Source organism: Actinomadura hibisca NBRC 15177, assembly GCF_001552635.1.
Lineage (GTDB): Bacteria > Actinomycetota > Actinomycetes > Streptosporangiales > Streptosporangiaceae > Spirillospora > Spirillospora hibisca.
Genome location: NZ_BCRO01000072.1, coordinates 1 through 20,648, shown reverse-complemented (window position 1 = coordinate 20,648; position 20,648 = coordinate 1). Strand labels below are relative to the sequence as shown.

Genomic DNA, 20,648 nt, shown 5'->3' with positions numbered 1-20,648 from the left:
CGCGGGTATTTGCCGTTCCGCAGCGCTTTGACCCGTTCTCGCTGGGTAAAGTCCGCCCGCGGAGGGGCGGAGGCCGCCGCGCGAGCGAGGAGGGTGGCCGGTGAAAGGGTGGCCGGTGAAGCGGGGCGCGCCCCCCGAGCGTCCGGCGCAGATCGGGCTGCGCGGCTGGTGGGGCGTGGTGCGGCGGACCGCGCGCGAGTTCGGCGACGACAGTCTGCTCGACTGGGCGGCGGCGCTGACCTACTACGGGGTGTTGTCGTTGTTCCCCGGGCTGATCATGATGGTGTCGCTGGTCGGGCTGGTGGGGGTGTCGGGCCGCCAGACGCTGGTGGACAACGTGCGCCAGTTCGCGCCCGGCCGCACCCGCGACACCGTCATCGAGATCATCGAGAGCCTCCAGGACACCGCGCCGACCGCGAGCCTGCTCGCGGTGACCGGCCTGCTGGTGGCGCTGTGGTCGGCGTCCCGGTACGTGGCCGCGCTGATCCGCGCGCTCAACGCCGTCTACGACATGCCCGAGGGCCGCCCGATCTGGAAGCTCGCGCCGCTGCGGCTGGCGCTGACGCTCGCGATGGTGCTGCTGCTGGGGGCCAGCGCGCTGGCGGTGACCTTCACCGGCCGGCTCGCCGAGCAGACCGGGAAACTGCTGGGCTGGGGCTCGGCGTTCACCACCGGCTGGAACGTGCTGAAGTGGCCGGTGCTGCTGGTGCTGGTGATCGTCGCGATCGCCACGCTCTACTGGGCCGGGCCGAACGTGCGCCAGCCCGGCTGGCGGTGGATCACGCCCGGCTGCGTGCTGGCGGTGGTGGCGTGGATCGGCGCGTCGGCGGGCTTCGCGCTGTACGTGGCCAACTTCGGGTCCTACAACAAGACCTACGGCGCGCTGGCCGCCGCCGTGATCTTCCTGGTGTGGCTCTGGGTGTCGAACGTGGCGATCCTGCTGGGCGCGGAGTTCGACTCCGAACTCGTGCGGGCGCGGCGGATGGCCGAGGGCGTGTCGCCGGACGCCGAGCCGTACGCCGAACCGCGCGACACCCGCAAGATGGACGAGGACGAGAAGCCCTAGGGGACCTGGACGTAGTCCTCCAGCCGGGCGACGATCTCGGCGGCCGGGCGGTCGGTGGCCAGCCGCCACGACGCGCCCGCCCACAGGTTGACGCCGCCCGGGTCGTCCTGCGCGGTGGCGGCCTTGCGCAGCGGGGACGTCAGGTAGTGCACGTCGGGGTAGGCGGCCGGGGCGGACGCGGAGTGCTCGGCGAGGAAGCGGTTGACCAGGCCGCGCGCCGGACGCCCGCTGAACGCGCGGGTCATGGCCGTCTCGGTGTAGCGGGGGTCGGCCAGCGCGCGCTTGTGGAGGTCGCTCGCGCCGCTCTCGGGAGCGCGCAGGAACGCGGTGCCCGCCTGCGCCGCGACGGCCCCGAGCGCGAGCACCTCGGCGACGTGCCCGGCCGTCGCCAGTCCCCCGGCGGCGATCAGCGGCCGGTCGGTGACGGCCCTGACCTGCGGCAACAACGTCCGGATCGGCACGCCCCGCGCGTCGGTGTTGGTGAACGAGCCGCGGTGCGCCCCCGCCTCCCCGCCCTGCACGCACAACACGTCGGCCGCCGAGGCGAGCCGGGCCTCCTCCGGCGTCGTCACCGTGACGACCACGACGACGCCGCGCGCCCGGAACTCGCCGACCACCTCGTCGTCGGGGCAGCCGAAGGTGAAGCTCACCACGGCGGGCGGGTCGGCCAGCAGGTCGGCGACCTTGGCGTGCCAGTCGTCGGTGCGGTCCCCGGCGTCCCCCGGCTCGACGCCCAGCCGCGCCGCCTCGGGCAGCAGGCGCTCCCGGTAGGCGGCGACGGCGACCTGGTCGACGACGTCGGTGGACGGCAGGAACAGGTTCACCCCGAAGGGCCGCCCGGTGAGGGCGCGCGTGCGGTCGATGTCGGCGCGCACCTGCGCCGCCGTCTTGTACCCGGCGGCCAGGAACCCCAGCCCGCCCGCCTCCGACACCGCCGCCACCAGCTCGGGCGTGCTCGCCCCACCCGCCATCGGCGCCTGGACGACGCGCGCTCCGACCCCTGGAATGCCGATCTTCTCCATGGTCGGCAAGATAGCCACCGGACCGAGCAAGCCCGGCGCCGGACCCGCCCTCGGCGGATCGGGGCCGCAAGAAAGGAACACCCATGCGCGTGCTGCTGCACTACGACGTCGAGCACGACGAGCCCGGCCTCGACCTCGTGAGCTGCCCCGAGGAGGACGACGCGCGCCTGGCCGAGCTGCTGCCCGACGCCGAGGTCATCTGGCACGTGCTGCGCCCGCTCACCGCCGCCGACATGGACCGCGCGCCGAAGTTGCGGCTGATCCAGAAGCTCGGCACCGGCGTCAACACCATCGATCTGGACGCCGCCGCCGAGCGCGGCATCGCGGTCGCCAACATGCCCGGCACCAACGCCCAGGCGTCGCCGAGACCGCGCTGCTGCTGATGCTGGCGACGTTGCGCCGCGTCGTGCCGTTCGACGCCCTGACCCGCGCCGGGCGGGGCTGGCCCGCGCAGCCCGGCATGGTCGGCGGCGAGATCGCCGGGCGCACGGTCGGGCTGCTGGGCGGCGGCCAGATCGCGGGGCTGCTGCGCGGGATGCTGGAGGCGATCGGCGCGCGCGTCGTCTACACCACCCGCACGCCGCGCACCGGCGACCCGGCCTGGCGCGAGCTGGACGACCTGCTGCGCGAGAGCGACATCGTGTCGGTGCACATCCCGCTGACCGACGAGACCCACCACCTGCTGGACCGCGACCGGCTGGCGCTGCTGCCGGACGGCGCGGTCGTCGTCAACACGGCGCGGGGCGCGGTCGTGGACGAGGCGGCGCTGGTGGAGGCGCTGGCGTCGGGGCGGCTGGCGGGCGCGGGCCTGGACGTGTTCGAGACCGAGCCCGTCGCCGCCGGGAACCCGCTGCTGGAGCTGGACAACGTGGTGGTGATGCCGCACGTGGCGTGGCTGACGCGCGAGACGTGGGCGCGCTACTTCGCCGTCGCCGCCGAGAACTGCCGCCGCCTCGCCGCAGGCGAGGAACTACTGCACCGCGTGCGGTAGGGGCTAGGGGACGCGGGTCAGGTGGAAGTAGAGGGTGTCCTGCTGGCCCTTGGCGTCCATCGCGCCCAGCACCACCGTGTCGCTGACGCGGCGGAAGTGGTCGATGATCGGCTGGGTGTCGTAGACCATCGCGGCCGACACCGCGCCCCGGTAGGAGATCTCGCGGAGCCGGGCCCCGCCCATGCCGTCGTAGGCGTAGACCGCGCCCTCGGCGGTGCGGCACAGCAGCGGGTCCACGGTCTCGGTGGTGTGGAAACGTTTGCCGTACCAGCGCATCTTCACCAGCCGCGCGGCCATGGCGTCGGCCTGGTCGAAGACGCCGCCCGCCCAGGTGCCGAGCATGAACTCGGCCGGGACGGGGGCCAGCTCGCCGAACAGCTTCTCCAGTTCGGCCGGGGCCCCGCCGTCGCGGATCAGGTCGAGCACGCGGTTCTCGGCGGTCATGACGTCGCCTCCATGAGCAGGACGGGCTTGACGACCTTGCCGGACAGGCTGTCCGCCTCGGCCTGGTTGATCGCGCCGAGCGGGTAGGTCTCGACGAGGCGGTCGAACGGGAAGCGGCCCCGCCTCCACAGCTCGACCAGGCGCGGGATGAAGGTCTGCGGGACGGCGTCGCCCTCGATGATGCCCTTGACGGTGCGGCCCATCAGCAGCAGCGTCGGGTCGAGCCGGTACTCCCGCGACCCGACGCCGACCAGCCCGCACACGCCGGTGGTGCGCAGCGCGGCGACGGCGGTGGCGACGACCTCGGGCACGGCCGTGGAGTCGAGCGCGTACTGCACGCCCTCGCGGCCGGGCGTCAGCTCCTTGACGCGCCGCGCGAGGTCGTCGTCCGCGCCGTTGAAGACTTGCGTCGCGCCCAGCTCGCGGGCCAGGTCGAGCCGCGCGTCGTTCAGGTCCACCGCGACGATCGTGGTGGCCCCGGCGACGCGCGCGGCCATCACGGCGGCCAGCCCGACCGCGCCCGCGCCGAAGACGGCGATGCTGTCGCCCGCGCGCACGCCCAGCGACACCAGCACCGAGCCCGCGCCCGTCTGCATGCCGCAGCCCAGCGGCCCCATCGTCGCCAGCGGCACGTCCGGGTCGATCGGCACGGTGTTGCGGACGGTGGCCAGCGCGTGCGTCGCGAACGACGACTGCCCGAACCACCGGTTGTGGACGGCCGCGCCGGAGCCGTCGGTGACGCGCGGGACGCCGTCCAGCGGCACCGAGTACATGTTCAGCGCCTGCATGTGCGCGCAGTTGCCCGGCCGCGCGGCCAGGCAGTTCGCGCAGCCGCCGCAGGAGTCCAGCGACAACACCACCGGCGTGCCCGGCGCGATCGCGACGCCCGGCCCGGCGGCCTCCACCACGCCCGCGCCCTCGTGGCCGAGCACGACGGGCTTGGCGACCGGGTCGCCGGGGGCGCGGCCGAGCAGGTCGGTATGGCACATGCCCGTCCCGGCGATGCGGACGACCAGCTCACCCGGCCCCGGGTCGCGCAGCTCCAGCGGCTCGATCGTGTAGGGGGCGTCGGCCGCCCGCAGGACGGCGGCGTCGATGCGCATCCGGTTCTCAGCCTCGCAGCGTGTAGCGGACCGGCAGGCGCTTGAGCCCGCCGACGAAGGTGGTCGCGATGCCCTGCGGCTCCCCGGCGGGCTCGATCGACTCCAGCCGGGGCAGCAGCTCCTCGAAGAACGCGCGCACCTCGATGCGGGCGAGCGCCGCGCCCAGGCAGTAGTGCACGCCGAACCCGAACGCGAGGTGCCGGTTGGGGTCGCGGCCGACGTCGAAGCGGAACGGGTCGGCGAACACCGCCTCGTCGCGGTTGCCCGAGGGGTAGGACAGCAGCAGCGCGTCGCCCTTGCGGATCTGCTTGCCGCCCAGCTCGCAGTCCTCGGTGGCGGTCCGCATGAACTCCTTGACGGGGGTGACCCAGCGGATCATCTCGTCCACCGCCAGCGGCATCAGCGACGGGTCGGCGCGCAGCCGGGCGAGCTGGTCGGGGTGCTCCATCAGGGCGTGCAGGCCGCCGGTGATGGTGGAGCTGGTGGTGTCGTGCCCGGCGGTGGCGATGATGACGTAGTAGGACGCGGTGTCGAAGTCGTTGAGCGGCTCGCCGTCCACGCGGGCGTTGGCGATCGCGGACGCCAGGTCGTCGGTGGGGTCGGCGCGGCGGGCCTCGGTCAGCTCCTGGAAGTAGGCGAAGAAGTCGAGCAGGACGGCGAGCTTCTCCTCGGGCGTCGCGCCGCGCTGGAGCTCGGAGTCGTCACCGCCGAACAACTCCTGCGTCAGTTTCAGCATGCGGTCGAAGTCGGACTCGGGCAGGCCGAGCAGCGACAGGATGACGTACAGCGGGAAGTGCACCGCGACCTGCTGCGCGAAGTCGCACTCGCCGCCCAGCTCGACCATGCGGTCCACGTACCGCCTGGCCAGCTCCCGGACGCGCGGCTCCAGCGCGCGCATCGCCTTGGGCCGGAACCAGTCGGCGCCGATCGCGCGGATGACGCGGTGGTCGGGGTCGTCCATGTGGATGAGCGTGCGCAGCGCGATGCCCTGCTGGGCGCGCTCGGCGTTCAGGTGGTCGAACTCGGCGGTGCCGAGCAGGGGGCGCGGCGCGTTCAGGAAGCGGGCGTGGTCGCGCTCGACCTCCATGATGTCGGCGTGCCGCGTCACGCCCCAGAAGGGGTTGTACCCCGGGCGCTCCACCCAGGGAACGGGGTCCTCGCGCCGCAGGAGGGCGAGCGCCTCGTGCAGGCGGCGGTCGTCGGCGTACGCGGCCGGATCGGCGAGCGCGCGGCCCGCCTCCTCCACGGTCATGTCCATGCGGTCGTTCTCCCCAGGTAGCGCCGCCCCCGCTAGGCGAACCTAGAAGCCGAACGCCGTTCGGTCAAGGGTTGATCTTCAGGGCGCTTCCCGTACGCCAGGTCTGCCACGGGAGCTGCCAGTAGGACCAGCCGTTCGTCCACGGGAGGCGGCGGGCGGTGCCGACCACGTCGACGACGTCGCCGCGCTGCGCCGCGTTGTAGAACCAGCGGGCCCCCGCCGCCGAGGCGCGGACGCAGCCGTGGCTGAAGTTGCCCTGGCCGAGGGTGCTCAGGCCCTCGGGGGTGGCCTGGTGGACGTACTCGCCGGAGGCCGAGATGCGGACGGCCCAGTTGACCCTCACGTCGTAGCCCTGGTCGCTCTTGGGGTCGGTGCCCTCCCACGCGGAGGTCATCTTCTCGACGCGCCTGCGCTCCATGACCAGGTGCACGCCGCTGGCGGTGAGGTAGACGTCCTCGCCCTTGGCCGCGTCGTACTTCCCGCCGCCGCCCGCGCTGATCTTCAGCCGGTTCACCACCCGGCCGTCGCGGCGGACGGTCATCGTGTGGTCGCGGGCGTCCACGGTGCTGATCTGCGCCGCGCCGATCGTGAGCGTGCGGGAGACGTCGGCCGCGCCGTAGACGCCCCTGGCCGCGGCGACGCCGGTGAGGCGGGCGGTGAAGCGGACCTTCTGGTGGGCGGGCCAGTAGGTCCTGGTGCGGTAGACGACCCGGGTCGGGCCGATCCAGCGCCACGCGCCCGGGACCGGCTTCTGCGCCTTCACCTCCAGGGCGCGTTCGACGGCGGCGCGGTCGGTGATCGCACGGTCGAACGTGACGATGATGGGCGCGCCGACGCCGACCGTCTCGCCGGGCGCGCTCGGGGTGACGTCGGTGACGCGGAACGTTCCAGCGGGCGTGAGCGTGCGGAACCGGCTGGTCAGCGTGGTGGTCTTGCCGTTCGCGCCGGTCGCGGTGGCGGTGACCTGGTAGGCCGCGCCGGGCTTGAGGCCCGAGCGGGAGCGCCACGACGCGCGGTCGGCGGCGAACGCGCCGGAGGCCGTGCCCCCGGCGGTCCGGACGCTCACGCCGGTGAGGGCGCCGCCCCCGGCGGTCACGGTGATCCGGGCGTCGGGGCGGACGCCGCCGGAGCCGTCGCCGGGGATGACGGCGACCTTGGGCGCGCCCGCCTCCCCGGCGGTGGTGCGGGCGTCGTCGCCGGGGGCCGCCGAGCAGCCGGTGAGCACGGTCAGGGCCAGCAGGGCGGCGGCGAGGGACGGCAGGGGCTTCAACCGGGACTCCATGGTCATGAGGGGGATGCTCTTGATCTCCGCCGGTCCGGGCTTCCGGTTCCGGGCGGAGGTCAGCAGGGGACGCGGTCCTGGTCGGCCAGGGCGGCGCGCAGCCGCGCGCGGGCGCGCGAGAGGCGGGACCGGACCGTCGCGGGGTCCGCGTCGAGGACGACGGCGATCTCGGCGGGCGTCATGCCCTCCCAGGCGGTGAGCGCGATGAGCTCGCGGTCGCGTTCGGGGAGGGCGGCGAGCGCGGCGTGCACCGGCGCGGTCCCGTCGTGGTCGTCGTCGTGGTGGAGGTGCGGCGAGCGCGACAGGTGCTCGCGCAGCCGGTCGGCCAGCCGGTGGCGGCGGGTCCGGCCGCGGCGGTGGTTGGCCAGCACGTTGCGGGCGACGCCGTACAACCACAGCCGGGTCTCGTCGCCGGGCGGCATGTCGGCCACGCGCCGCCACGCCACGGTGAACACCTCGGCCGCCAGGTCGGCGGCGTCCTCCGGCGGTTCGGTGCGGCGGGCCAGGTAGCCGAGGATCGCGGCGCTGTGCGCGCGGTAGACGTGCTCGTAGCGCTGGGCGAGCAGGTCGCGGCTCATCGCGGCGTCCCCGTCAGGCGCCACCGCGCACCGCAGGATTCGTTGCGGTAGCGCTGGATTTCGAGCCGCGCGCCGGCTCCCCGGATGATCGTGTAGCTCCGGTCGGCGCGGCTGTTCCCGCGACCGGGGCCGACGAACCGGTAGGTGCGGAGCCTGTCGAGGGCGAGGTGCGCCCGGAGGACGCTCTCGGTGCGGTGGGCCCGTTGCCCGTCCCACCAGGCCTCGGCCCACTGGCACGCCGCGTACCGGATGACGTCGAGGTGCAGGTACGACATCTGGACGTGCTTGCCGGGCAGGAGGAGTTGCCGGTGCAGCGGCTCCCAGGACGCGCCGGGCGGCAGCGGGCGCGACGCCTGGAGGGCGCCCAGGTAGGCGGGCAGGTCGGGGGCGTCGAGGCGCACCCACTCGCTGCCGTCCCCGTGCTCTCCCGGACGGCCCCGGAACTCGAAGCCGGGGGCGCTCCCGAAGACCCCGGTGCGGAACGTCCGGCCGGGCTGCGCGGTGCCGGACGAGGTCGCGTCCGGCGCGCGGTCGGTGCGGGACTGGCGCAGGGCCAGGCCGCCGCCCAGGACGAGGGCGACGGTGAGGGCCGCCGCGAGGACGGGCGCGAGGCGGTGCGGGGCCGGGAGCCGCAGGGAGCGGCGGGCCCGGGGCCGTCCGGCGGCCGTGACGCCGTCGTGCAGCTCGTCGAGCAGCGCGCGCAGCCGGGCGTCGGCCGCGAGGTCGCGGTCGGCGACGCGTGCCGCGCCCGCGACCCGTCTCAGGTCGGCCTCGTCGCCGTGGTCGTGCGGATGCATCCCGGTCCTCCGTTCCCGCCGTTCCGCACCGCACATGTCCGGCAGGACCGGGAACGCGTCAACCGAAGATCACGATCAGATGTCGGCGAAGTCGCCGTGGCGGCCGTGCCCGGAGGCGAACCGGGCGGCCCCCTCGACGGCCTCGTGGAGCGCGCGGGTGCCGTGCTCCAGTTCGCCCGCCATGGCGTCCTGCTCGGAGCGGCCGTCCTGTTCCAGGACTGACATGCGGTCGCCGCGCAGGCAGGCTTGCGGGAAGCGGGCGATCTCGGCGGCCAGCTCCTCGGCGGCCTCGCGGGACGTGCCGGGCGGGACCAGGCGGTTGGCGAGGCCGATGTCGAACGCCTCGCGCGCCTCGACGGGGCGGCCGGTGAGGATCAGGTCCATGGCGCGCGAGGCGCCGATCAGGCGGGGCAGCCGGACCGTGCCGCCGTCGATCAGCGGCACGCCCCAGCGGCGGCAGAACACGCCGAAGACCGCGTCCTCCTCGACCACCCGCAGGTCGCACCAGAGCGCCAGCTCCAGGCCGCCCGCCACGGCGTGCCCGGACACCGCGGCGATCACCGGCTTGGACAGCCGCATCCGGGTCGGGCCCATGGGGCCGTCGCCGTCGGGGGCGACGCGGTTGCCGCGGCCTGCGCCGATGGCCTTGAGGTCCGCGCCCGCGCAGAACGTGCCGCCCTCGCCCCAGAGGACGGCGACGGCGGCGTCCGGGTCGGCCTCGAAGGCGCGGAAGGCGTCGGCGAGGGCGACGGCGGTCGGGCCGTCCACGGCGTTGCGGACCTCGGGACGGGCCAGGACCACGGTGGTGACGGGGCCGTTGCGCTCGGTGCGGACGGACATCAGTTCAGTCGCTCCTTGGTGAAGTGTTCTTCCGGGACTTCGACGAACAGGGCGGCGGCGCGGACGGCGAGCGGGCCGTCCGGGGAGCCGATGCGGCCCTCGCCCTCCAGGTAAGCCTTGCGGCCGTCCACGCCCGTGCACCAGCCGCGCAGGTACAACGTCGCGCCGACAGGAACGGGCGCGAGGAAGTCGGTCTCCAGCCGACCGGTGACATAACGCTTGCCCAGCAGCCAGGCGGCCGTGCCCAGCATCTCGTCCATCGCGGTGGTGAGGACGCCGCCGTGCGCGAGGCCCGGCGCGCCCTGGTGCTCGCGCCGGACCACGTACTCGGCGGTGGCGACCCCGTCGTGCCGCCCGGTCCGCTTGATCCGCAGCCCGCTCGCGGCCTGCTCGCCGCAGCCGAAGCAACCGTCGTAGTCGGCCATGACCGGGGAGGTGAGCCGGGGGTCGGGGCCGACGACCTGCGGCGCGACGGCGTGCGCGGGCGGCGTCGTGCGGGACGAGGCGGGACCGGAACGTTCGACGGAGGGGGTCGTCATGGGGCTTGCTCCTCAACCACGTGCGAATACCGAGCCGTGTTCGGTTTCTGGTGCGTCCGAGGTTACGCGGGCGGCGGGACGCGGTGGTCGGTGAGGGCTCCGTCCGCCAGGTCGGCGAAGCGGTCGAGGTCTTCGGCGGGGTCGTCGATGCCGCGCAGCGGGCCGTGGTCGGCGAGGTGCGCGCGAGCGTAGAGGCGGGCGACGAGGGCCTTGCGGTCGCTCCCGTGCGTCGCGCGCTCCCATCCGGCCTGCTCCAGCAGGAGAGCGGCGGCGTGGACGTCGGCCATGTACTGGGCGAGCGGGTAGAGGCGGGCCTCGGCGGTAACGGGATCAAGGGCGCGCCAGCGGTCGATGGCCTGGCGGAGATGGCCGATGCGGTCGTGGACGAAGGCGGTGGTGGCGTCGTCGTCGGGGGCGCGCCCGGCGGCCTCGGTGAGGCGGTCGAGGAAGGGCTCGTGGGCGTCCTGCCGGTCGATGGCGCGGCGGACGTCCAGGCACAGGATGTTGTCGCCGCCCTCCCAGATGGGGTTGACCTGGGCGTCGCGCAGGATGCGGGCGACGGGCCAGTTCTCGATGTAGCCGTTGCCGCCGTGGATCTCGACGGCGGCGCTGGCGGCGGTGACGCCGAGGCGGGCGGCGCGCATCTTGACGAGCGGCGGCGTGAGGCGCTGCCGGCTCAGGTAGCCGTCGAACACCATCGCCTGGGCGGCCTCGGTCTCCACGACCAGCTCGGCGAGCTTGCGGCGCATGAGCGGCTGCTCGGCCAGCGGCGCGCCGAACGCCTCGCGCGCGCGGGCGTAGCAGAGCGACTCGACCAGCGAGCGGCGCGCGCAGCCGAGTCCCATCATGGCGATGCCGAGGCGCGCGCCGTTGGTCAGCTCCATCATGCGGCCGAGGCCCTTGCCGTCGCCGCCGGAGGCCCGCGTGGCGGCCGGGGCGAGCAGGAACGCCTCGGCGTCGGCGAACTCGATCTCGCCGGAGGCGACCGAGCGGGTGCCGAGCTTGTCCTTGAGGCGGCGGATCCGGTAGCCGTTGCGCGAGCCGTCGCGGCGCTCGGTGAGGACGAGGAACGGGGCGACACCGCGCACGCCGTCCACCGCGCCCTCGGGCTTGGCGAGCACGACGAACGCCGAGCCGTTGACGTTGGAGGCGAACCACTTGAAGCCGCTCAGCCGCCAGGCGTCGCCGTCGGGGACGGCGGTGGACTCCAGCGCGCCGAGGTCGGAGCCGCCCGCGCGCTCGGTGAGCATCTGGGCGGCCTCGCCGGAGAACATCCCGGCGGCGAACAGGGCGCGGACGCGCTCCTTCACGTCGTCGGGGGCGAACATCTCGGCCAGCCCGACGACCATGTCGCCGCCGGTGCCGAGCGCGCAGGCCATGCCGATGTCGGCCTGGTCGAGCAGGTAGCTCCAGGCGACGGCGAGCGGCGCGGCGTCCACCCCGGCGGCCCTGGCTTCGGCAAAGAACTCGGGTCGGATGAAGGAGGTGGCGACCAGATCAGCGCGGGCGGCCTCGAACGAGGGCGGCATGACGACGCGGCTGATGTCGCGGCCCCAGCGGTCGTACTTCTCCAGGCGGGGCGGGTTGCGGTCGGTCTCTTCGGCGCGCTCGGCGATGGGTCCGCCCATGAGCGCGCCGAGTTCGGTCAGGCGGGGCTCGGCCCAGGCGAGGCCGTCCTTGCCGAGCCGCTGTTCGAGGACGAAGCGGAGGGTGGGGTCGCAGGCGTACCAGTTGAGCCCGGCGGCGCCCTGGTAGCGCTCGGTCGCGTAGCGGCGGGCCTTGGCGGGGCCGCCGAACGGGAGCCGGTCCACCGGCTCGATGAGGTAGGAGGCCATGGCCGGGACATTACGCTTTTTCTGCGCTCGCGGGAAGACTGTAATCCGGCGCGGAGGTGAGTTTGGCGGAATCCCCCGCCCGGCGCGGCCCGGCCGCGGGATAGGGTCCGCCTCGATGAGGAACGCCCTGGGCCTGCGCCCGCTGACCGCCCGCTCGGTCGTGCTGAGCACGCTGCTGGGCCTGCACCCGCCCCGGCTGCCGGCCCGGTACCTGGTGCGCGTGGGCGACCTGTTCGGGATCGCCGAGGGCACCGTGCGAGTGGCGCTGTCGCGGATGGTGGCGGCCGGGGACCTGGTGCAGGCGGACGGCGCGTACGAGCTGACCGAGCGGCTGCTGAGCCGCCAGACGCGCCAGGACGAGAGCCGCACGCCGCGGACGCGCCCGTGGGACGGGACGTGGGAGATCGCGATCATCACGGCGGACCGCCGCCCGGCGGCCGAACGGGCGGCGCTGCGGCAGGCGATGTCGGAACTGCGGCTGGCGGAGCTGCGCGAGGGGACATGGCTGCGCCCGGCGAACCTGACGCGCCCGCGCCCGGAGATCGTGCAGCGGCAGTGCACGTTCCTGGCGGGCCGCCCGGAGCAGCCGCCGACAACGCTGGCGGGGGCGTTGTGGGACCTGGAGGGATGGACGGCGACGGCGGCGGCGCTGCGGTCGGCGCTGGACGAGGCGGAGAGCCTGGCGGAGCGGTTCACGGTGTCGGCGGCGGTACTGCGACACCTGCTGAACGACCCGCTGCTACCGCCGGAGCTACTGCCTGCGGACTGGCCGGGCCCGGACCTGCGGGCGCACTACGAACACTTCGAGCGAACCTTTGAACACCTGCTGGCCGACCACCTGATGACCTGAGTTGGAGCGCGGACCATGAGCTACCCGCCGGAGAACTGCACGTTCGCCGTGGAGTACCAGGTGGGACGGCGAGGGGCGAAGGGCGTCCCTACCGCATCTTCTGCGTGACGCCCGAGGGCCGGACGCCGATCAGCTACTTCCACCCGCGCGTCAACATGGGCCGGATCAACGGCTACGACGAGGCACGCCGGAACGGAACTCTGCCTGAGGCGTGACCAGGACCTTCCGCAGAGCTTCGCCGAACGCGTCGGGATGCGTGCTCAGCCCAACGTGCCCGCCGGGAAAGTGCACAAGCTCCGTACCGAGGCGCTCGGCCAGGAAGGCGGCCGGACGGTAGGGCAACTGGCCGCGCGAGTCGTCGCCGCCCGCGAGCACGAGCCGATCGGCCAGCGCCTCCAGCCGGGCGACGTCGGGGACGTAGGCCATGAAGCCGGGCACGATGCGCCCGATGAAGTAGGGCATGTTGACCATGCTCCGCTGAACGCGCGCGGCGGCCTCCGGAGAAAGCTCGACCTGCGGCGCAGGAGGGCCGTCGCCCTGCAAGCCAGCCGCGAAGACGCCCATGGCCTGCATGGGCCCGCCGCTGTCGAACGCCTCGCGCACGCGCGCGAGGAGAGCACGGTGCTCATCGGCATCCGGCAGGACCTCCACCACGGGCGGCTCATGCGCCACCACACGCTCAACCCGTTGGGGATGGGTGACAAGAAGCTCCAGCGCGACGATGGCCCCCGAACTTGTGCCGAAAACACGAACAGGCTCGTCGGGCGACAGCAGCTCCAGAAGCCGGAAGGTGTCGTCAGCATGCTCCGCGACCCGCTGTTCGGCCTCGGCTTCGTCCAAGACACTCCGAGACATGCCGCGCGGATCGTAGGTGACGACGGTGTACTCGACAGCGAGCCCGTCAACAACACCGTCGAAAGAAGCCGCACCGCCCGTCCCACCAGGAATGAGGAGCAGAAGCGGCCCCTCGCCACACACGTCGTAGTGCAGGGTCGCGCCGTTCACGCGCAGGGTCGAGCTGGTCATGACAGTTCTCCGGGGGACGTGGGCCAGTGCTCCAGAAGGACGTGGAGGGCTTCAAGGGCCTGCTCCCAGGAATCTTGAGACGACCGCTCATGCGCGAACCCGCCCGCTGCTTCCAAGGCGACGAACCCGTGAAAGGTGCTGCGCAGAACCCGAACCGCGTCGGTGACGTCAGGCTCCACAAGCCCATAGGCGCGCAACATGCTGTAGGTGAGCTCGATGGCGCGCCGGGGCCCGGGGGCTTTGGCGGCGAGTTCCGGGTCGATCGGGATAGGCGTCTGGGTGGCCGCGTAGCGCCCCGGATGCTCATGGGCGTACTCACGCCAGGCGTTGGCGAACGCAATGAGCGCGTCCTTGCCCGCACGCCCGGCGGTGGCCTCGGCGATGCAGAGGGTCTTCTCGTCGGCCGCGAGCAGAGCAATGCGCCCGCGCAGGTCGTCCAGGCTGCGGACGTGGGTGTAGAGGCTGGCGTCCTTGACGCCGAGCCGCCGGGCGACGCGGGCCATGGTGACCTGATCGAGCCCGAGCTCGTCCGCGAGCTCGGCTCCCGCCACCGTGACCCGCTCCACCGTCAACCCGGCCCGCACCATGCGCCCTCCACTGTCCTAGGAACCCTAGTTTTATCCTAGGGTCCCTAGGGTGAGCAAGCGCCGGAGGTTCAGATCTCTCCCTTGCCGGGACCGGCCCGGCAAGGGCACTACTCGGTCGGATTCAGGACTTCACCAGTTGCAGGGCTTGTGCCACGCCTTGACCAGCACGGACGGAACCTGCTCGCAGACCGCGCCGCCGGTGTTGCCGACGTAGGTCCAGGCGCCACCGCCCTTCTTGCGCCACACGTGCGGGCCGCCCTCGGTGCCCAGCGGGTCGCCGTCGTACATGACCGTGCCCACGGCGTAGTACACGTCGCTCGCCGCGGACTTTCCGGCGACCTTTCCGTAATACACATTCCACGGCCCGATGAGGTTGCCGCGAATAGCCTTCTTGTGGGCGGGCTTGTAGGACTTGTTGAAGTAAATGTCACCGAGCGACTCACGCAGCGACTCGGAGAAATTCAAGTTGACCGCAGTGCCCGGCTTGGCGCTGCTGGCCTGCGCACTCACCTTGGTGGGGGCGGCGTGGGGCGCGGCTCCGGAAGTGGCCGCGGTGGCAATTCCGGCACCGAAGGTGGAGGCTCCGACAAGGGCGATGAGGGCGGCGCGCTTAACCTGCTTCATTCTGTTCATGGCCTCTTCGATGCCCATGATCGCCAGCAGGTTCGGAAGTTTTCTGAGAATTTTTCCCGACATGCCGGGCGGACCAGCGGCACCCCCTACTCTGCCCCTGGACCAACACCCTGACCTGGGCTTTTACCGTAGCCGGGCGCGCTACGGCCCGCCGCGCTCGACGTGACGAGCGCGCAGGAAGGAGGGGCATGGCCGGTACCCGGCCCGCGCGCACCGCCCGCCGGGGAGATCAGAGGTCGTGCACGCCGCCCTTGACATCACGGAGGAGGGCGGCGAACCCGTCGCGCCCGAACGCGACGCGCGGTCCGTCGGGGTCCCTGGAGTCTCTGATCAGAACGCGCTCGGCCACGCCACCCCCTCCTCGCCCTCCCGCGCCGACGACGGACACCACCCAGAACTCGTCCTGGACGGAACTGTTCACCTTTCGCTCACGTCAGATGGATCTTGGAACCACTGGATTGAAGAAAGCGGCGACATTGGCCAAGCGAGCGTTGTTGTGGGGTCTGGGCGGGCTGATCTGGGGTGCAGGTGTGTGGTGTGCGATCCGGGTCTGGCACGTCAGGCTCACCGAGTTGGGAAGCGAATGCGGTCGCCATACCGGCATCCGCTGCCCGGACGGGATATGGCTGATCTTCCCCAGCATGTTCGTCACCGTCATCGGACTCGTCGTCCTCGCGGTGATGCTGGGCAACTATCCTCCACGCCGAGTCGGCCTGGCCGCATTCGTCGCAGGGTTGGCCCTGGGTGCTCTCGTCGGCAACACGCTGTTCAGCAGCGTGCGCAGCGGCACCAGTGCAATCGAAGTCCAGAAATCCCATGAGGCCGCCCATGCCCTCGCAGGATTGCTCCGGCCTCACGCAATGTGGGGCGGCGGCGCGAGTGAGGCAGTCATGCTCAGAGGTCGTGCGCACCACGCTTGATGTCGCGCAGGAGGGCCGCCAACTCTGCCCACTCGAACGCGACGCGCGATCCGTCCGGGTCCTTGGAATCCCTGATCAGAACGCGCTCGGTGACGTTGGTCGAGACCTCCACGCACTCGCCGCCCGAAGCGTTGCTGCGGCTCGCCTTGCGCCACTCGATCACTTCATGCCCTCCAACACAGCCCTGATCAAACGGCGAGAACCCTCCTCGTGCAGGGCTTTTGTGCCGATACGGTCATATCGTAGCGTCAGCCTCTCGACCTCGGCAGGTTCATAGATCAGGCGTCCGGCCAACATGGCCTCCGCGAAGCCGACGTTTCCGTCAGGCTGAGCCAGCGTGAGGAAGCCGCCCTCCATGCCAATGTGAGCACCGGCGGCCGTCGCCACAACACGGATGGACACATGGCGGAGGTGGGACACATCGATCAGGTGCTGCAACTGCTCCCGCATCACCGCCGCCCCACCGACGGGACGCTGGATGACAGCCTGGTCGAGTAGCACCCAGAGATGAGGAGGCGCGGAGGATTGCCGCGTCAACAGGTCGCGGCGCTTCATCCGAGCCTGGAGCGCCTTGTCGACGTCCTCCAACTCCCCCGTTTCGAGGAGAGCGCTGGCGTACTCGGGGGTCTGGAGTAGTCCAGGAACGATGAGAGGCTGAAAAGCCTTGATCTCCTTGGCCTCAAGCTCCAGCTGCATGTACTTCTCGAACCACTCCAGCAGGTGCTCTCGCCGCATGTAGTACAGCAGGGCCTGAAAATGCAGCCCCGTGCCGAAGTACTCGTCCAACTGGAGGGCGAACTTCGTCTTCGGGTGGTTCCGCCGACTTTCGTACGCTGCGATGGTGGCTCTGGTCGTGTACAGCTCCTTGGCCAGTTGGTCCTGACTCATGCCGCGCGCCTCACGGTGACGGCGCAGTTCGTACGCGAAGTACGCGAAAAGGCTCTCAAACGGATCGATCGGCTTCATGGCGGGCATCGCGATCACCGTTCTGCTATTTCCCGGATCCAGCAGGCAAGCGGGTTCCCAGCGTAGATCCGACTGGCGACGCTATGGAGGCGGAACGCAACACAAAGCAACGAAGACATCGCGCTCTACCCAGAGGACACTTTCGTGGTTCATTTGCCTCTCGATCCCGCCGCCGCGCTCAACGGGCGCGGGCTCCTGCTCGTCCGGGAGTTCTCCCGCGCCTGGGGCCACCGCCCCGCACCCGGCGGCGGCAAGGTCGTCTGGGCGCGTCTCGGCCCGAAGCCGAAGGAGTAGCGCGATGACGCCGGAACAGGTCGCCGCCGAACTGAACCGCCGCTGGCCAGGCTGGGCGATCCTCTTCGGCCGCTACTCCCGCCAGTTCGTCGCGCTTCCCCTCGTCACCGGCCGCGTGCTGGCGTCGGGCGACCCCGGCGTCCTGGAACGCCTCATCGCCCAGCACACCCCGCCCCCGACGGTCAGGGCTTGCGGGCGACACCGCAGTAGGCGTCCACCTCCGGCGGGTCCTCGCCGAACGGGTTCTGGGAGGGCCGCCAGCGCGAGACCGACACGACACCCGGTTCCAGCAGTTCCAGGCCGTCGAAGAAGCGGGCGATCCGCTCGGGGGTGCGCAGCTCGTAGTTGTAGCCGGACTCGTCGCGGACACGCTCGGCCTCGGTCGCCGCCTCGGGCCGGACCGTCTTGGTGCCGTCCTCCAGCACCAGGTAGCTGCCCGAGGGAAGGGCGTCCAGCAGGCGTCGCACGATCGCCTGGGCCTCCCCGTCGTCGGCGATGGTGCCCAGAACGCCCAGGAGCATCAGCGCCACCGGGCGCGTGAAGTCCAGCGTCTCGGCGGCCTCGCGCAGGATGCCCTCGGGATCGCGGGCGTCGGCCTCGACGTAACGGCACTCGCCCTCGGGAGTGCTGGTCAGCAACGCCTCGGCGTGCAGCAGGACCAGCGGGTCGTTGTCCACATAGACGATCTTGCTCTCGGGCGCGGCGCGCTGCGCGACCTCGTGGGTGTTGTCGTGCGTGGGCAGGCCGGTCCCGACGTCGAGGAACTGCCGGATGCCGACCTCGTCGGCGAGGTGCCAGACCACGCGCTTGAGGAACATCCGCGCCAGGCGGGGCACCTCGTCGAAGCCCGGGTAGGCGCGCAGGATCTCCTCGGCGAACGCGCGGTCGGCCGGGTAGTGGTCCTTGCCGCCGACGAAATAGTTCCAGACCCGGGCCTGGTGGGCGCTGGAGGTGTCGATCGCAGGCCGGTCGTCCATGGGCGCTCCCTCGATGAGCGATCTTCGTTGGCCCCATCCTGCCCGCAGAGGCCCTCGTGCCGTCAGTACATTTCGGACACGACCTTGGAAAACTCATCAAATCCCGCCAGGGGACCGGCCCCGAGGAGCAAAACGGGCGGGCGGACCGGCAACGTCCAGCTCGCCGCCGACCGCGGGTGCCGCCCGCCGCGTTCGTCCCGACCACGGGACAGGCCGCGGTTCATCCCCGTGCTGGGCCGGGTACGGGTCCGCGGGCCCGTCGGCCACTGACGCCGCCCGCTTCAGGGACGCAGGTCGTCCAGGCAGCGCAGCGCCTCGTCCAGGGCGGTGGCGAAGTCCATGTCCGGATCGTCCGCCCACTCCAGCGAGACCTGCAACATCACTCCGAACACGGCTCCGGTATAGGCGCGCACCGACGCGTCGGCCGGACTGCGCCCGGTGCGCTTGGCCACTTCCGCCGACATGACCCGCATGGTCCTGCTGATGCCGCCCAGGCTCGCTCCCCAAAGCTCCGGCTCGGAGAGTATGAGTACCCACCGCTCGCGCTGTAGGGCCAGCTCCTGCGGGGAGATGTCCTTGAGCATCGAGCTGATCGTCTGGCGTTCGGCCTGGATCGGGGTCAGGTCGGGCGACTGGGCCTGGAACATCATCGCGAAGGGCAGGTCGTAGTCGTGCGAGAAGACCAGGTCCTGCTTGGTCGCGAAGTAGCGGAAGACGGTGCTGGGAGCGACCTCGGCGGCCTCGGCGATCTGCTCCATGGTCGTGGCCGAATAGCCCTGGTCCCGGAACAACCGCACCGCCTCCCGCTGGATCGCGGCCTTGGTCCTGGCCTTCTTGCGTTCTCTCAGGCCAGGCATCGTTTTGGCCTCGTCAGACTGCGTCCGCGGCTTCATGCTCAGATTCTGCGGGGTCGGCGGCGCTCTGACCAACATGGCGGGGCAGCCACACCACGGCGAGCAGGACGCCGAGCAGTCCCAAGGCGCCGGAGACCACCAGGACGACGTCCAGACCGTGGACGAACGCGGACTTCACCGCATCGGCCAGCGCCGGGGACTTCACCGCCTTGGCCACGCCCAGACCGCCGAAGACCGAGTCCCTGACGGCGTCCTGCGCCTTGGCGGGCAGCCCGCCGAGTTCGAGCTCGCCGCGGTATCCCGAGTTGAGGACCGCCCCCAGGATGGCGGCGCCGAAACTTCCGCCCAGCGTACGGATCGACTGGTTGACGGCGGAGCCGACACCGGCGCTGTCGGTGGACAGCGCGCCGAGGGCCGCGTCCATGGCGGTCGGCAGCGCGAGCCCGAGGCCGAGACCGTAGGCCGCCGTCCACGCGGCCGCGAGGCCGGTCCCGCTTCCGGTGTCCGTGGTGGCGCCGTAGAACAGGGCGGCGGCGAGCAGCGCGAAGCCGATGCCGACCGCGGCCTTCGGCCCCAGGGCCTTGGCCGTCTTGGGCGCGGCCGACACGCCCACGAGCAGACCGCCGACCATCGGCAGGAGCCGCAAACCGCTGCCCATCGCGTCGGTGCCGAGAACCGCCTGGTAGTACTGCGGCATCGTGAACAACACGCCGAACATGGTGAAGTTGATCACCGTGCCGAGCATGGTGCCGGAGGTGAACCGGGCTGACGCGAACAGCGAGAGGTCGACCAGGGGCTCGGCCGCCCGCCTCTCCCAGAGGACGAACACCACCACGGCGAGCAGACCGCCGAGCAGCGGTGCCAGCGCGGTGACGTCGTCCCAGCCCTTCTCGCCGCCCTGGATCACGCCGTAGGTCATCGCGGCCAGGCCCACGCTGGAGAAGACCAGCCCTCCCACGTCGAACCGCTTGGCCTGCTTGGCCTTCGACTCCGGGAGCCAGGCCCACACCGCCAGGAAGGCGATGATCACCACCGGCACGTTGATCAGGAACACCGATCCCCACCAGAAGTGGTTGAGCAGGTAGCCGCCCAGGATCGGGCCCAGGGGATAGGCGAGCATCGCCGCACCCGCCACCGCGCCGATCGCCTTGGGACGCTCCTCGTCGGAGAACATCACCGGCAGCAGCGACAACGTGGTCGGCATGATCAGCGCGGCGCCCAGGCCGAGCACCGCCCGCGCGCCGATGAACGCACCCGAGGCCGTGGAGTAGGCGCAGGCCAGCGAACTCACGCCGAAGATCACCAGCGCGCCCAGGAGCACCTTCCTGCGCCCGAACCGGTCCCCGAGCATCCCGGCGGGGATCATCCCGGCCGCGAACACCAACGTGTACGACGTGACGAACCACTGCAACTGGACGTTGTTCGCGCCCAGGTCAGCGGCCATCGCCGGCAACGCCAGGCTCAGGATCGTCACATCGAAGCCCACGACCAGAGACGCGAGCACGAGCGCTCCAACGGCCCACCATCTGCGCGCACCCAGATCTGCTGACATGGGAGTTCACCTCCTAGTGAGAGTCTGCCTTCAAATCGGAGGCTACTCTCTTTTTTAGGAACGGGCTACCGCTGCTCGGCCGCTATCCGCACCCGCGTCCGGCCGGGCACGGAGACGGCCAACGGGCCCATACCTGGCCCCGTGCCCCACACATGACCAACAGCGCTAGCCCCGGGGACAGGCGTGCAACAACCCCAGCCACGGGGACGGGGACAACAACCTCCGCCGCCGGGG

General features: G+C 71.9%; 25 protein-coding genes. 6 read left to right on the top strand and 19 right to left on the bottom strand.

Going from position 1 to position 20,648, the window contains the following annotated elements; translation table 11 throughout:
- Positions 1-100 precede the first annotated feature (100 nt).
- The gene (locus tag AH6_RS29600; RefSeq protein ID WP_083983596.1) at positions 101-1,066 is read left to right on the top strand and encodes a YihY/virulence factor BrkB family protein; all 966 of its coding nucleotides are present in this window, start codon (positions 101-103) and stop codon (positions 1,064-1,066) included.
- Here the strand turns inward: AH6_RS29600 and AH6_RS29595 are convergent.
- On the bottom strand, positions 1,063-2,088 hold the full coding sequence (locus tag AH6_RS29595; protein ID WP_067486385.1) for a nitronate monooxygenase: 1,026 nt from the start codon (positions 2,086-2,088) through the stop codon (positions 1,063-1,065). The two genes, AH6_RS29600 and AH6_RS29595, sit on opposite strands and share 4 nt — an antisense overlap.
- 83 nt (positions 2,089-2,171) lie before the next feature.
- Between AH6_RS29595 and AH6_RS45450 the strand changes: the two genes are divergently transcribed.
- Positions 2,172-2,471 (top strand): Rossmann-fold NAD(P)-binding domain-containing protein, encoded by a 300-nt coding sequence (locus AH6_RS45450; protein ID WP_218005962.1) that lies wholly within the window; start codon positions 2,172-2,174, stop codon positions 2,469-2,471.
- The gene (locus AH6_RS29590; RefSeq protein ID WP_218005961.1) at positions 2,471-3,079 is read left to right on the top strand and encodes a 2-hydroxyacid dehydrogenase; all 609 of its coding nucleotides are present in this window, start codon (positions 2,471-2,473) and stop codon (positions 3,077-3,079) included. The genes AH6_RS45450 and AH6_RS29590 overlap by 1 nt, the downstream gene beginning before the upstream one ends.
- A gap of 3 nt (positions 3,080-3,082) precedes the next feature.
- Here the strand turns inward: AH6_RS29590 and AH6_RS29585 are convergent, their stop codons facing one another.
- The 9 genes from AH6_RS29585 to AH6_RS29545 form a co-directional block, all read right to left on the bottom strand.
- Positions 3,083-3,523, bottom strand: a complete 441-nt coding sequence (locus AH6_RS29585; RefSeq protein ID WP_067486383.1) for a DUF4334 domain-containing protein — start codon at positions 3,521-3,523, stop codon at positions 3,083-3,085.
- A complete protein-coding gene (locus AH6_RS29580) occupies positions 3,520-4,626 on the bottom strand; it encodes an NAD(P)-dependent alcohol dehydrogenase (protein ID WP_067486381.1) in 1,107 nt (368 codons plus the stop codon). The genes AH6_RS29585 and AH6_RS29580 overlap by 4 nt, the downstream gene beginning before the upstream one ends.
- A 7-nt stretch (positions 4,627-4,633) precedes the next feature.
- A complete protein-coding gene (locus AH6_RS29575) occupies positions 4,634-5,884 on the bottom strand; it encodes a cytochrome P450 (RefSeq protein ID WP_067486380.1) in 1,251 nt (416 codons plus the stop codon).
- Between the two features lie 64 nt (positions 5,885-5,948).
- The gene (locus tag AH6_RS29570) at positions 5,949-7,172 is read right to left on the bottom strand and encodes a L,D-transpeptidase (protein WP_067486379.1); all 1,224 of its coding nucleotides are present in this window, start codon (positions 7,170-7,172) and stop codon (positions 5,949-5,951) included.
- 53 nt (positions 7,173-7,225) lie between these two features.
- On the bottom strand, positions 7,226-7,744 hold the full coding sequence (locus AH6_RS29565) for an RNA polymerase sigma factor (protein WP_067486515.1): 519 nt from the start codon (positions 7,742-7,744) through the stop codon (positions 7,226-7,228).
- Positions 7,741-8,541, bottom strand: coding sequence for a hypothetical protein (locus AH6_RS29560; protein ID WP_067486378.1), 801 nt, complete (start codon positions 8,539-8,541; stop codon positions 7,741-7,743). Before AH6_RS29560 ends, AH6_RS29565 begins: the two co-directional genes overlap by 4 nt.
- Before the next feature lie 75 nt (positions 8,542-8,616).
- The gene (locus AH6_RS29555; RefSeq protein WP_067486377.1) at positions 8,617-9,381 is read right to left on the bottom strand and encodes a crotonase/enoyl-CoA hydratase family protein; all 765 of its coding nucleotides are present in this window, start codon (positions 9,379-9,381) and stop codon (positions 8,617-8,619) included.
- Positions 9,381-9,920 carry a PaaI family thioesterase gene (locus AH6_RS29550; RefSeq protein ID WP_067486376.1) on the bottom strand — a complete coding sequence of 180 codons (540 nt, stop codon included), beginning with the start codon at positions 9,918-9,920 and terminating at the stop codon, positions 9,381-9,383. The genes AH6_RS29555 and AH6_RS29550 overlap by 1 nt, the downstream gene beginning before the upstream one ends.
- A gap of 62 nt (positions 9,921-9,982) precedes the next feature.
- Positions 9,983-11,755: an acyl-CoA dehydrogenase family protein gene (locus AH6_RS29545; protein ID WP_067486374.1), complete on the bottom strand. Its 1,773-nt coding sequence runs from the start codon at positions 11,753-11,755 to the stop codon at positions 9,983-9,985.
- A 115-nt stretch (positions 11,756-11,870) separates the two neighbouring features.
- On the opposite strand from AH6_RS29545, the gene AH6_RS29540 reads away from it, so the two are divergent.
- Positions 11,871-12,605, top strand: coding sequence for a PaaX family transcriptional regulator C-terminal domain-containing protein (locus AH6_RS29540; protein WP_067486372.1), 735 nt, complete (start codon positions 11,871-11,873; stop codon positions 12,603-12,605).
- A 165-nt stretch (positions 12,606-12,770) separates the two neighbouring features.
- On the opposite strand, the gene AH6_RS29535 is transcribed toward AH6_RS29540, so the two are convergent.
- The 4 genes from AH6_RS29535 to AH6_RS44830 all read right to left on the bottom strand — a co-directional run bounded on the left by AH6_RS29535 (position 12,771) and on the right by AH6_RS44830 (position 15,200).
- The gene (locus AH6_RS29535) at positions 12,771-13,631 is read right to left on the bottom strand and encodes an alpha/beta fold hydrolase (protein ID WP_067486370.1); all 861 of its coding nucleotides are present in this window, start codon (positions 13,629-13,631) and stop codon (positions 12,771-12,773) included.
- Positions 13,628-14,218 carry a TetR/AcrR family transcriptional regulator gene (locus tag AH6_RS29530; RefSeq protein WP_067486368.1) on the bottom strand — a complete coding sequence of 197 codons (591 nt, stop codon included), beginning with the start codon at positions 14,216-14,218 and terminating at the stop codon, positions 13,628-13,630. Before AH6_RS29530 ends, AH6_RS29535 begins: the two co-directional genes overlap by 4 nt.
- A gap of 129 nt (positions 14,219-14,347) precedes the next feature.
- Positions 14,348-14,869, bottom strand: a complete 522-nt coding sequence (locus AH6_RS29525) for a hypothetical protein (RefSeq protein WP_157431803.1) — start codon at positions 14,867-14,869, stop codon at positions 14,348-14,350.
- 211 nt (positions 14,870-15,080) lie between these two features.
- Complete coding sequence (locus tag AH6_RS44830) at positions 15,081-15,200, bottom strand: DUF397 domain-containing protein (RefSeq protein ID WP_169807937.1); 120 nt, start codon at positions 15,198-15,200, stop codon at positions 15,081-15,083.
- 88 nt (positions 15,201-15,288) lie between these two features.
- On the opposite strand from AH6_RS44830, the gene AH6_RS44230 reads away from it, so the two are divergent.
- Positions 15,289-15,771, top strand: a complete 483-nt coding sequence (locus AH6_RS44230) for a hypothetical protein (RefSeq protein ID WP_157431802.1) — start codon at positions 15,289-15,291, stop codon at positions 15,769-15,771.
- Here AH6_RS44230 and AH6_RS29520 read toward each other — a convergent pair.
- Positions 15,746-15,934, bottom strand: a complete 189-nt coding sequence (locus AH6_RS29520; RefSeq protein WP_067486364.1) for a DUF397 domain-containing protein — start codon at positions 15,932-15,934, stop codon at positions 15,746-15,748. The genes AH6_RS44230 and AH6_RS29520 overlap by 26 nt on opposite strands.
- Positions 15,931-16,746, bottom strand: coding sequence for a helix-turn-helix domain-containing protein (locus tag AH6_RS29515; RefSeq protein ID WP_157431801.1), 816 nt, complete (start codon positions 16,744-16,746; stop codon positions 15,931-15,933). The genes AH6_RS29520 and AH6_RS29515 overlap by 4 nt, the downstream gene beginning before the upstream one ends.
- 135 nt (positions 16,747-16,881) lie before the next feature.
- Between AH6_RS29515 and AH6_RS44225 the strand changes: the two genes are divergently transcribed.
- Positions 16,882-17,031 carry an ATP-binding protein gene (locus tag AH6_RS44225; protein ID WP_157431800.1) on the top strand — a complete coding sequence of 50 codons (150 nt, stop codon included), beginning with the start codon at positions 16,882-16,884 and terminating at the stop codon, positions 17,029-17,031.
- A gap of 182 nt (positions 17,032-17,213) precedes the next feature.
- On the opposite strand, the gene AH6_RS29510 is transcribed toward AH6_RS44225, so the two are convergent.
- The 3 genes from AH6_RS29510 to AH6_RS29500 form a co-directional block, all read right to left on the bottom strand.
- Positions 17,214-18,008 (bottom strand): SAM-dependent methyltransferase, encoded by a 795-nt coding sequence (locus AH6_RS29510; RefSeq protein WP_067486361.1) that lies wholly within the window; start codon positions 18,006-18,008, stop codon positions 17,214-17,216.
- A gap of 281 nt (positions 18,009-18,289) precedes the next feature.
- Entirely contained in the window at positions 18,290-18,865 is a 576-nt protein-coding gene (locus tag AH6_RS29505; RefSeq protein ID WP_218005960.1) for a TetR/AcrR family transcriptional regulator, read from the bottom strand.
- Between the two features lie 13 nt (positions 18,866-18,878).
- Positions 18,879-20,366 carry a DHA2 family efflux MFS transporter permease subunit gene (locus tag AH6_RS29500; protein WP_083983594.1) on the bottom strand — a complete coding sequence of 496 codons (1,488 nt, stop codon included), beginning with the start codon at positions 20,364-20,366 and terminating at the stop codon, positions 18,879-18,881.
- Positions 20,367-20,648 lie beyond the last annotated feature (282 nt).

Excerpts from the sequence above, each read along its gene's own strand:
- AH6_RS29585 (WP_067486383.1), bottom strand. The coding sequence starts at position 3,523 with ATGACCGCCGAGAACCGCGTGCTCGACCTGATCCGCGACGGCGGGGCC.
- AH6_RS29565 (WP_067486515.1), bottom strand. The coding sequence starts at position 7,744 with ATGAGCCGCGACCTGCTCGCCCAGCGCTACGAGCACGTCTACCGCGCG.
- AH6_RS29515 (WP_157431801.1), bottom strand. The coding sequence starts at position 16,746 with ATGCCCGCCATGAAGCCGATCGATCCGTTTGAGAGCCTTTTCGCGTAC.
- AH6_RS29510 (WP_067486361.1), bottom strand. The coding sequence starts at position 18,008 with ATGGACGACCGGCCTGCGATCGACACCTCCAGCGCCCACCAGGCCCGG.
- AH6_RS29590 (WP_218005961.1), top strand. The coding sequence starts at position 2,471 with ATGCTGGCGACGTTGCGCCGCGTCGTGCCGTTCGACGCCCTGACCCGC.
- AH6_RS29525 (WP_157431803.1), bottom strand. The coding sequence starts at position 14,869 with ATGGGCATCGAAGAGGCCATGAACAGAATGAAGCAGGTTAAGCGCGCC.
- AH6_RS29535 (WP_067486370.1), bottom strand. The coding sequence starts at position 13,631 with ATGACCAGCTCGACCCTGCGCGTGAACGGCGCGACCCTGCACTACGAC.
- AH6_RS29505 (WP_218005960.1), bottom strand. The coding sequence starts at position 18,865 with ATGCCTGGCCTGAGAGAACGCAAGAAGGCCAGGACCAAGGCCGCGATC.
- AH6_RS29575 (WP_067486380.1), bottom strand. The coding sequence starts at position 5,884 with ATGGACATGACCGTGGAGGAGGCGGGCCGCGCGCTCGCCGATCCGGCC.
- AH6_RS29555 (WP_067486377.1), bottom strand. The coding sequence starts at position 9,381 with ATGTCCGTCCGCACCGAGCGCAACGGCCCCGTCACCACCGTGGTCCTG.
- AH6_RS44230 (WP_157431802.1), top strand. The coding sequence starts at position 15,289 with ATGGATCTTGGAACCACTGGATTGAAGAAAGCGGCGACATTGGCCAAG.
- AH6_RS29545 (WP_067486374.1), bottom strand. The coding sequence starts at position 11,755 with ATGGCCTCCTACCTCATCGAGCCGGTGGACCGGCTCCCGTTCGGCGGC.
- AH6_RS45450 (WP_218005962.1), top strand. The coding sequence starts at position 2,172 with ATGCGCGTGCTGCTGCACTACGACGTCGAGCACGACGAGCCCGGCCTC.
- AH6_RS29580 (WP_067486381.1), bottom strand. The coding sequence starts at position 4,626 with ATGCGCATCGACGCCGCCGTCCTGCGGGCGGCCGACGCCCCCTACACG.
- AH6_RS29560 (WP_067486378.1), bottom strand. The coding sequence starts at position 8,541 with ATGCATCCGCACGACCACGGCGACGAGGCCGACCTGAGACGGGTCGCG.
- AH6_RS29540 (WP_067486372.1), top strand. The coding sequence starts at position 11,871 with ATGAGGAACGCCCTGGGCCTGCGCCCGCTGACCGCCCGCTCGGTCGTG.
- AH6_RS29530 (WP_067486368.1), bottom strand. The coding sequence starts at position 14,218 with ATGGTGCGGGCCGGGTTGACGGTGGAGCGGGTCACGGTGGCGGGAGCC.
- AH6_RS29595 (WP_067486385.1), bottom strand. The coding sequence starts at position 2,088 with ATGGAGAAGATCGGCATTCCAGGGGTCGGAGCGCGCGTCGTCCAGGCG.
- AH6_RS29550 (WP_067486376.1), bottom strand. The coding sequence starts at position 9,920 with ATGACGACCCCCTCCGTCGAACGTTCCGGTCCCGCCTCGTCCCGCACG.
- AH6_RS29570 (WP_067486379.1), bottom strand. The coding sequence starts at position 7,172 with ATGACCATGGAGTCCCGGTTGAAGCCCCTGCCGTCCCTCGCCGCCGCC.